Raw genomic sequence first — 1748 nt, forward strand, 5'->3', positions numbered from 1 at the left:
CAAAAGAAAAGTTTCCATTATATTTAAAAGAACTCGAATTCCGTTATAATAATAGAAAAGAATCTATCTTTAATCTGATAACAAAATATATCACAAATTTGGTGCCAAATCTTTTATAATCACCTAATCCTTAAAAGCCGGTTCCCTGAACTCGGTAATCGGTATAAAGGTTTGATTCTCTACGTCCACTTTATACAATTTGCTTATCGTTCCACCTTTATGATTTGTTTTGCTGTAACTTACGGGTGCCGAAATTCCCCCGGTACTAAAGTTGTTAAAAGTTTCATAAGCCTCTACCAGAGTATCAGGATTTAGATTTTTACCTGCCCTCTTCAGCCCTTCTGCACAGATCATTGAAGTTATCCAACCCTGTGTGTAACTTCTTATCATCCGCTTCGTCTCGGGGTAATACTTTTTGGTAATTTCTCTCAGTTGAGCCATTCCGGGGATATTATCAGTCCAGTAGCCAAAAGGGCTTACCACCAAAGCATCCTTCATGGCATCTCCAGTACCTTTTATATTGTCCTCGTCACTGGCATAGAAAGACCCAAGGACCTTTGCCCTTAAGTTATATTGCTTTGCAGCCCGAAAGAAAGAAATAAGGCCGGCAACCGCATCATGAATGATTATATAATCCGGGTCTGCTTTCTTTAACGTTAAGACCTGGGAGGTTGCATCGATCTCAGTAAGGTTAATTATTGACGTGGCACTAAATTCTAAGTTATAGTTCTTAAGATATTTCTCTGTAGCCCTATAACCATTCTTGCCGAACTCAACGTCCGGATAGACCATTGCAATTTTAGGGTTTTTTGCCTTCAGGTCCTTCATGATATAGTCTACGCAGAGCTTTAGCGTGTCATCATAGCTTGCCGATGCCAAAAATATGTACCTTCTGACCGGAGTCGCCAACCCCTCTGCAAGGCTCACGGGTATTACAGGGACCTTGTTTTTTTCAATCTGACTACTGAGGGCGTAAGTCTGGCCTGTCCCGCCAGTGCAGAGAATGGTTAAAACTTTATCTCTAAAAACCAGTTTTTTAAAACCAGCGATAGCACCGGGAATTGTATAGTGATCATCCTCAACAATGATCTTTACTTTCCTGCCATTAATTCCCCCATGGTCATTTATACTTCTAAATAGTGTTCTTGTTGCGTTGGTATAGGGGACGGTCACGGGGGCAGCCAATCCAGTCTGGTCCGCAATTACTCCAATCGTTATGGTGTTATCCGTTACACCTCTTGCTTCTCCTGTATAACCCGGCCTCGTACCAGCACATAGGATGTAGATTACTATCAACGTGACTAAAATGGTCGACAATCTTTTCATGGTTCTCTCCTTTCATGGATAGGTAATTTATAGGGCATCAATTACCTTTTGCAGTCATCTCTTTTAAGAACTCATTGGTTGTTATCCTTTCAGCCAAACATAGCTGTCACCCCCCTTCTTCTTGATGCCTAATAAATTCTTCTCTGTGACGGATGTCTTTTTCATATGCCGCTGTTAAGGAACTGAAGGCAGTGAACATTACGAGTATTTCAGTACAACACCAACGAGTCTGTAGAAAAATCCATAAATCAACGGTTACTTTTTCTCAATCAGAACAAGAAAAGGGGCACAATATCAGGACGATTCAGGAGATTTTAGGACACTGGCATGTAAATACAACCATGATTTACACACATATGTTATGCGGAAGAAACCAACTGAGATAAGGAGTTCCGTGAACACTTTGTGAGATTGTGTAAGAT

Annotated in this window: 1 protein-coding gene; it reads right to left on the reverse strand. The window is 40.7% G+C overall.

Translation table 11 applies throughout. The annotated features are described in order from the left end of the window. Positions 1-123 precede the first annotated feature (123 nt). A complete protein-coding gene (locus AB1401_15205; GenBank protein ID MEW6616799.1) occupies positions 124-1326 on the reverse strand; it encodes an ABC transporter substrate-binding protein in 1203 nt (400 codons plus the stop codon). Positions 1327-1748: the final 422 nt, after the last annotated feature.

This window comes from Thermodesulfobacteriota bacterium, from assembly GCA_040757775.1.
In the GTDB taxonomy this organism is placed as follows: Bacteria; Desulfobacterota; UBA8473; order UBA8473; family UBA8473; genus UBA8473.